Consider the following 7,333-nt stretch of genomic DNA (forward strand, 5'->3'; position numbering starts at 1 on the left):
GGCCCGTCCGGGAACACGCCGTCGAGCACCGGCGAATGCCTGAGGTGCCGGGGACGGTGCTGGTCGAGGGGTCCTCGATCATCGACCCGCTGCTGTCGGCGCCGGTGCCACACTGCGTCTGCGGGCTGCAGGCCACCAGGCGGAAGCGGAGCTTCGCGGTCTGACGGACGCGCTCGGCGGTCTCCTGCTGCACCTTGCCGGTGCCCGGGATCGAGACCTTGATGACGTCGTTGCCCTCGGTGGTCACCCGGCCGCCGGTGATGCCGGAGCCGTTGACGCGCTGGTCGATGATCGCCTTCGCCTCGTCGAGGCTCTCCTTCGGGACCGAACCGCCCTCGGAGTTCTCGGCGGTCATCGAGATCTCGGTGCCGCCACGGAGGTCGAGGCCCAGCTCGGGCTTCCAGGTGCCGGCGAACGCGATGCCGCCGAACATGATCGCGATCGCCAGGAAGAGCAGTGCGAGTGTCCGCCCTGGGCGCGCGGTCTTGCGTGCCATGAGTTCGGTCAGTCCTTCTTGTCGAGGTCCACGATGACGTTCTCGGCATCGGCGGAGGTGTCGTCGGCAGCAGCCTCGACCTCGGCCTTCTCGCCGGTCTCCTCGTCGGACTCCACCCCCGGGGCGTCGGCGACCTTCTGGGCCACCGCCTGGCGCACGACCTGGATGACGACGCCGTCGGCGATCTCGACCTTGATGTTGGTCGTGGTCTCCTCGACCTCGGTCACGGTGCCGAACAGCCCGGCGGTCAGCATCACCCGGTCACCTGGCTGGAGGTTGAGCTGGAGCTCACGAGCCTCCTTCGCTCGCTTCTGCTGCGGCCTGATCAACAGGAAGTAGAACAGGACGATGATGACGATAAAAGGAAGGAATTCCACGGGGGTTCGGCTCCGACAGTCTGAGTGGTGGCCGGCAAGCGCACGGCGACGTGCAAGTCTAACCAGGCACCTGGTTGGGACTGTGAATCAGGCCTCATCCCAAAGCGTGTCCTTCGACCAGGCAGCCGCCTCGGCGCTGGCCGGCACCGGCAGCCCGAGGTGCTCCCAGGCCGCCGGGGTCGCGACACGGCCCCGGGGCGTACGCGCCAGGAAACCACTCCGCACCAGGAACGGCTCGGCGACCTCCTCGACCGTCTCGCGCTCCTCCCCCACCGCGACGGCGAGGGTGGAGATGCCCACCGGGCCGCCTCCGAAGCGGCGACAGAGCGCGTCGAGGACGGCCAGGTCGAGACGGTCCAGGCCGAGCGGGTCGACCTCGTAGAGGTCCAGAGCCTTCTGGGCGACCTCCTGGGTGACCGTGCCGTCGGCCTTGACCTGCGCGTAGTCGCGTACGCGGCGCAGCAGGCGGTTGGCGATGCGCGGGGTGCCGCGGGAGCGGCCGGCGATCTCGGCGGCGCCGTCGTCGCGAAGGGTGACGTCGAGCAGCCCCGCGGAGCGGCGCACGATCAGCTCGAGGTCTTGTGGGTCGTAGAGCTCCAGGTGGCCGGTGAAGCCGAACCTGTCCCGCAACGGGCCCGGCAGGAGGCCCGCTCGGGTGGTCGCGCCGACCAGCGTGAACGGCGGCAGGTCGATCGGGATCGCGGTCGCGCCCGGTCCCTTGCCGATGACGACATCGACCCGGAAGTCCTCCATCGCCAGGTAGAGCATCTCCTCGGCAGGACGGCTCATCCGGTGGATCTCGTCGACGAAGAGCACCTCGCCCTCGTTGAGGCCGCTCAGGATCGCCGCCAGGTCGCCGGCGTGGGTGATCGCCGGGCCGGAGGTGATCCGCAGCGGCGCAGACATCTCCGCGGCGATGATCATCGCCAGGGTCGTCTTGCCGAGTCCCGGCGGCCCGGACAGGAGTACGTGGTCGGGGGCTCTCTCACGCTGCCGCGCCGCCTCCAGGACGAGGCTGAGCTGCTCGCGGACGCGCTGCTGGCCGATCAGCTCGTCAAGGCTCTTGGGGCGCAGCGCGGCCTCGACGGCCCGGTCGTCGCCGTCGGCCTCGGCGATGGTGAGCGAGGAGAAGTAGTCGTCCTCGTTGGCCCTCAGGTCGTCCTCGTGCATGTGGCCTTATGCCTTCGACAGGGTGCGCAGCGCCGCCCGGAGCAGCAGCGAGATGTTGGCCTGGTCGCCGGCCTCGGGCTCGATGGCGGCAACCGCCTTGTCGGCGTCCTTGGCGCTGTAGCCGAGCCCGACGAGAGCCTCGGTGACCTGGTCGCGCCACGGCGCGGCGCCCTGCTGGACGGCGGCGGGGGCGGTGGCATTGCCCGTCGGGGCGCCGATCCGGTCCTTCAGCTCGAGGATGACGCGCTGGGCGCCCTTCTGGCCGATGCCGGGGACCTTGGTCAGGGTCTTGGCGTCCTCGGTGGAGATGGCGAGCCGGATGCCGTCGGGCGAGAGGACCGCGAGCATCGCCTGGGCGAGCTTCGGGCCGACACCGGAGGCGGTCTGAAGAAGTTCGAAGAGCGTGCGCTCGTCGGTGTCCGTGAACCCGAAGAGGGTCAGCGAGTCCTCGCGCACGACCAGGCTGGTCGGCAGGTGCGCCTCCTCGCCGGTGCGGAGCGTGGCCAGCGTGTTGGGGGTGCAGAGCAGCTCGATGCCGATGCCGCCGACCTCGACGACGGCGGTGGAGAGACTCACGGCGGCGACCTTGCCGCGCACGGACGCGATCATCTACGTACCTTCCCTGCCGCGGCCACCGCGGCTTCGATGCGGTTCTGGGCGCCTCCGCGCCACTGGTGGGTGATGGCCAGCGCGAGCGCGTCGGCGGCGTCGGCCGGCTTCGGCGGCGTCGTGAGCCGCAGGATCCGGGTCACCATGGCGGTGACCTGCGCCTTGTCGGCGCGGCCGTTGCCGGAGACCGCGGCCTTGACCTCCGAAGGCGTGTGCAGGGCCACCGGGAGACCGCGCCGCGCGGCGCAGACCATGGCGAGGCCGCTGGCCTGGGCCGTACCCATGATCGTGGAGACGTTCGAGCGCGCGAAGATCCGCTCGATCGCGACCGCGTCGGGCCGGTGCTCCTCGATCCAGGCGTCGATCCCCTTCTCGATCGTCACCAGCCGCTCCCAGACGGGAAGGTCGGAGGACGTACGGATCACGCCGACGTCCACCATCGACAGCGGCCGGCCGAGCGAGCCGTCGACCACGCCCATCCCGCACCGGGTCAGGCCGGGGTCGATCCCAAGCACCCGCACGCCACCACTCCTTCGTCCGATCGAACGCCTGTTCGTAGCGTACAGACCATGGCTTGCCTCCTCGGCCCCTGACACGCCTTGGCCGAGAATGCAGTTGGGGCGACGAAAGTAGAGTTTCGTCGCCCACAACTGACGATTCGGCGCGGTTGGGTCAGGCGTCGACGGTCTCCATGACCTCGTCGGGGACGTCGGCGTTGGAGAAGACGTTCTGCACGTCGTCGAGGTCGTCGACGGCGTCGATGAGCTTGAAGACCTTCTCGGCGGCCGAGGCGTCGGCGACCGGGATGTCCATGGAGGCCACGAACTGGACCTCGGCGGACTCGTAGTCGATCCCGGCGTCCTGCAGCGCGGTGCGGACCGCGACCACGTCGGAGGGGTCGGAGACGATCTCGAAGGACTCACCGAGGTCGTTGACGTCCTCGGCGCCGGCGTCGAGGGTGGCCTCGAGGAGGTCGTCCTCGGTGACCTCCTTGCCCTCCTGCGCCTTCGCCACCACGACGACGCCCTTGCGGTCGAAGAGGCGGCTCACCGAGCCCGGGTCGGCCATGGTGCCGCCGTTGCGGGTGACCGCGGTGCGGACCTCCATGGCCGCCCGGTTGCGGTTGTCGGTCAGACACTCGATGAGGAGAGCGACACCCTGGGGGCCGTAGACCTCGTACATGATCGTGTCGTAGCTGACCCCACCACCGTCGAGCCCACCGCCGCGCTTGACCGCGCGGTCGATGTTGTCGTTGGGGACCGACTGCTTCTTGGCCTTCTGGATCGCGTCGTAGAGCGTCGGGTTTCCGGCCGGGTCGGGACCGCCGGTCTTGGCCGCGATCTCGATCGTCTTGATGAGCTTGGCGAAGAGCTTGCCGCGCTTGGCGTCGATCGCCGCCTTCTTGTGCTTGGTCGTTGCCCACTTGGAGTGGCCGCTCATCTGAAAACCGTCCTTTGCCCCGCGTCGTCGCTGTGCTTTGTCAAGCCTGTCGAGCCGCCACCGGAGTCGTCACAGGGCAGCAGGTGCCCATTCTAACTACGTGGCGCGCCGCACCGTCAGCAGCAGGTGTCCAGGAACAGCCGGTGCAGCCGGTCGTCGGCGTTGACCTCGGGGTGGAAGCTGGTGGCCATCAGCTGGTCCTGACGTACGCCGACGGGGTGACCGTCCACGCTCGCCAGCACCTCGACCCCGGAGCCGACCTCCTCGACCCAGGGGGCGCGGATGAAGACGCCGTGGACGGTGCCCTCCAGCCCGGCGACCTCGAGGTCGGTCTCGAACGACTCCGTCTGCCGCCCGAAGGCGTTGCGCCGGACCGTCATGTCGAGCCCGCCGATGGTCTCCTGACCCTCCGCCCCGTCGAGGAGGCGGTCCGCCAGGAGGACCATGCCGGCGCAGGTGCCGAGCGTCGGCATCCCGCCCCGGACCCGCTCGCGGAGCGGGTCGAGCAGCTCGAACGTACGGGCCAGACGCCACATCGCCGTCGACTCACCGCCCGGGAGGACCAGAGCGTCGCACGCGTCCAGCTCCTCGCGGCGGCGTACGGACGTTCCCTTCACCCCCAGGCGGTCGAGGGCGGCGAGGTGCTCGCGGACGTCGCCCTGGAGGGCGAGTACGCCGACCGTGGTCACCAGCCGCGCTCCGCGAACTGGATCGAGCGAGCCGGCTCGTCGACGTTGATGCCGACCATCGCCTCACCGAGGCCGCGGGAGACCTTGGCGATCACGTCGGGGTCGTCGTGGAAGGTGGTCGCCTTGACGATCGCCTCGGCGCGCTGGGCGGGGTTGCCGGACTTGAAGATGCCGGAGCCGACGAAGACGCCCTCGGCGCCGAGCTGCATCATCATCGCGGCGTCGGCCGGGGTGGCGATGCCGCCGGCGGTGAAGAGCACGACCGGGAGCTTGCCGTTGGCGGCGACCTCCTTGACGAGCTCGTAGGGCGCCTGGAGCTCCTTGGCCGCGACGTAGAGCTCGTCCTCGGCGAGCGCGCCGAGGCGGCGGATCTCCTTGCGGATCGTACGCATGTGGGTGACGGCGTTGGACACGTCACCGGTGCCGGCCTCGCCCTTGGAGCGGATCATCGCCGCGCCCTCGGTGATGCGGCGCAGGGCCTCGCCGAGGTTGGTCGCGCCGCACACGAACGGCACGGTGTAGGCCCACTTGTCGATGTGGTTCTCGTAGTCGGCCGGGGTCAGCACCTCGGACTCGTCGATGTAGTCGACGCCCAGGGACTGGAGCACCTGCGCCTCGGCGAAGTGGCCGATGCGGGCCTTGGCCATGACCGGGATGGAGACGGCCTCGATGATGCCGTCGATCATGTCGGGGTCGGACATCCGGCTCACGCCGCCCTGGGCGCGGATGTCGGCGGGGACGCGCTCGAGCGCCATCACCGCCACCGCCCCGGCGTCCTCGGCGATCTTCGCCTGCTCGGGGGTGACCACGTCCATGATCACGCCGCCCTTGAGCATCTCCGCCATGCCTCGCTTGACGCGCGAGGTTCCCGTCTCATTCGTGCTTGTCGCCATGCGGCGATCGTAAGTCGGGAAGGGACGTACGCCACCCTCGGAAAGGCCTGGTCAGGCCACTGTTCCCGAAGTGGACTGCTGGGAGGCCACTCAGGAGGCCAGTGCTTCCACCGCTTCGGCCACCGCTGCCGGGGCCCCGGCCAGGGACCACAGGACGCCGCCCGCCTCGACCTGGGCCGTCGCGCCGCCGGCGCCGAGGACGAGCGCGGCGCCGGGGAGACGGTCCCAGTCGGGGACGGAGTGCTGGCAGAAGAGGTGGAGCTTGCCCTGGGCGATGGCGGTGAGGTCCATCGACCCGGAGCCGAGGATCCGGATCGATGCGGCCTGGCTCGCGACACGGACGTAGGCCTCGCCGACCGGATGCCTCAGCTTGGCCGGGTGGAGGTAGGTCGTCAGGCAGGCCAGGGCGAGCGGGGTGTCGAGCACGGCGTCCAGACGGAGGCCGTTGCGGGTGGTGGGCAGCTCCGGGCCGCCGACGTAGACGGCGTCCTCGGCCGGTGAGTAGACGGCTCCCAGGACGAGGTCGTCCCCGTCGGTCAGCGCCAGCGCGGAGCACCACCAGTCGAGGCCGCGGACGAAGTTGTAGGTGCCGTCGACCGGGTCGATGGTCCACACCCGGCCGGTGGTCGACTCGCGCGCCGAGCCCTCCTCACCCAGGACGCCGTCGCCCGGGTGCTCGGACGCGAGCCGGTCGACGATCGCCTTCTCGGCGGCCTTGTCGGCGGCGGTGACCAGGTCGGAGACCGAGGTCTTGGTCTCGATCGAGTCGCCGATACCGGCGCTGCGCATCTTCGCGGCGAGCGCGCCGGCGCCACGGACGAGCTCCGCGGCCAGGCGTACGTCTGCCTCTGACGGCGCCGTCACGACGCCGCCTCCTCGGCAAGAGCCTGGCGGCGCACCGTCCAGACACGTTGGCCGACGGTGACGGTCGAGGCGACGGCGAGGATCCACAGCGCGATGTAGATGAGGAGGTCGAGGGAGAAGATGCCGGCGAAGCCGGTCATCACCAGCACCAGGACGAGACGGTCGGCGCGCTCGGCGATGCCGACGTTGGCGGTGAACCCGAGCGACTCCGCGCGAGCGCGGGCGTAGGAGGTGACCGCGCCCATCACGACGCACCACAGGGTCAGCGCGAGGTAGAGGTCGGAGTCACCCGGCCCGGCGAAGTAGAGCGCCAGGCCGCCGAAGACGGCACCGTCGCCGATCCGGTCGAGGGTGGAGTCCCAGAAGGCGCCGAACTTGCTCGTCCGGCCGACGGCACGCGCCATCGCTCCGTCGATCAGGTCGCTGAAGACGAAGCAGGTGATGAAGATCGTGCCGGCCAGCAGCTCGCCGCGCGGGTAGAACGCCAGCGCCCCGACCGCTACTCCGATGGTGCCGACGAGCGTGACGGCGTCGGGGCTGATCTTCAGCGCCACGAACAGCCGGACGATGGGCGCGAGGACGACTCCCTGGACGAAGCCTTTGATGTGATCCAACATGGCGCGGCCACGCTATCGGATCCGGCCGAGGCGTCAGCGCCGCGCGCCGAAACGTCACTCACATTCTGCCGAGGCGTCACCCACGTCGGGCGAGGCGTCGGTGCGGTCGGCCGAGAGGTCAGCGGGTGACGTCTCGGCCGACCGGGGTGACGTCTCGGCCGACCGGGGTGACGTCTCG

Annotated in this window: 9 protein-coding genes and 1 pseudogene; all 10 read right to left on the reverse strand. The window is 70.2% G+C overall.

Going from position 1 to position 7,333, the window contains the following annotated elements; genetic code table 11:
• A pseudogene (locus tag ACFVJS_RS14925) lies at positions 1 to 496 on the reverse strand (protein translocase subunit SecD); the annotation flags it as partial.
• Positions 497 to 504: 8 nt separating this feature from the next.
• Positions 505 to 873 (reverse strand): preprotein translocase subunit YajC, encoded by a 369-nt coding sequence (gene yajC / locus ACFVJS_RS14930; RefSeq protein WP_378881413.1) that lies wholly within the window; start codon positions 871 to 873, stop codon positions 505 to 507.
• Between the two features lie 87 nt (positions 874 to 960).
• The gene (gene ruvB, locus ACFVJS_RS14935) at positions 961 to 2,043 is read right to left on the reverse strand and encodes a Holliday junction branch migration DNA helicase RuvB (RefSeq protein ID WP_378881416.1); all 1,083 of its coding nucleotides are present in this window, start codon (positions 2,041 to 2,043) and stop codon (positions 961 to 963) included.
• A 6-nt stretch (positions 2,044 to 2,049) separates the two neighbouring features.
• The gene (ruvA, locus tag ACFVJS_RS14940; RefSeq protein WP_378881419.1) at positions 2,050 to 2,652 is read right to left on the reverse strand and encodes a Holliday junction branch migration protein RuvA; all 603 of its coding nucleotides are present in this window, start codon (positions 2,650 to 2,652) and stop codon (positions 2,050 to 2,052) included.
• Positions 2,649 to 3,173, reverse strand: a complete 525-nt coding sequence (gene ruvC / locus ACFVJS_RS14945) for a crossover junction endodeoxyribonuclease RuvC (protein WP_378881421.1) — start codon at positions 3,171 to 3,173, stop codon at positions 2,649 to 2,651. The genes ruvA and ruvC overlap by 4 nt, the downstream gene beginning before the upstream one ends.
• A gap of 151 nt (positions 3,174 to 3,324) precedes the next feature.
• Positions 3,325 to 4,092: a YebC/PmpR family DNA-binding transcriptional regulator gene (locus tag ACFVJS_RS14950; protein ID WP_378881423.1), complete on the reverse strand. Its 768-nt coding sequence runs from the start codon at positions 4,090 to 4,092 to the stop codon at positions 3,325 to 3,327.
• Between the two features lie 116 nt (positions 4,093 to 4,208).
• Positions 4,209 to 4,781 (reverse strand): pyridoxal 5'-phosphate synthase glutaminase subunit PdxT, encoded by a 573-nt coding sequence (gene pdxT, locus ACFVJS_RS14955; protein WP_378881426.1) that lies wholly within the window; start codon positions 4,779 to 4,781, stop codon positions 4,209 to 4,211.
• Positions 4,778 to 5,674 (reverse strand): pyridoxal 5'-phosphate synthase lyase subunit PdxS, encoded by an 897-nt coding sequence (gene pdxS / locus ACFVJS_RS14960; protein ID WP_378881429.1) that lies wholly within the window; start codon positions 5,672 to 5,674, stop codon positions 4,778 to 4,780. The genes pdxT and pdxS overlap by 4 nt, the downstream gene beginning before the upstream one ends.
• A 90-nt stretch (positions 5,675 to 5,764) precedes the next feature.
• On the reverse strand, positions 5,765 to 6,538 hold the full coding sequence (locus tag ACFVJS_RS14965; RefSeq protein ID WP_378881432.1) for an inositol monophosphatase family protein: 774 nt from the start codon (positions 6,536 to 6,538) through the stop codon (positions 5,765 to 5,767).
• Positions 6,535 to 7,155, reverse strand: a complete 621-nt coding sequence (gene pgsA / locus ACFVJS_RS14970) for a phosphatidylinositol phosphate synthase (RefSeq protein WP_378881435.1) — start codon at positions 7,153 to 7,155, stop codon at positions 6,535 to 6,537. The genes ACFVJS_RS14965 and pgsA overlap by 4 nt, the downstream gene beginning before the upstream one ends.
• Positions 7,156 to 7,333: the final 178 nt, after the last annotated feature.

This window comes from Nocardioides sp. NPDC057772 (assembly GCF_042798075.1).
Lineage (GTDB): Bacteria > Actinomycetota > Actinomycetes > Propionibacteriales > Nocardioidaceae > Nocardioides.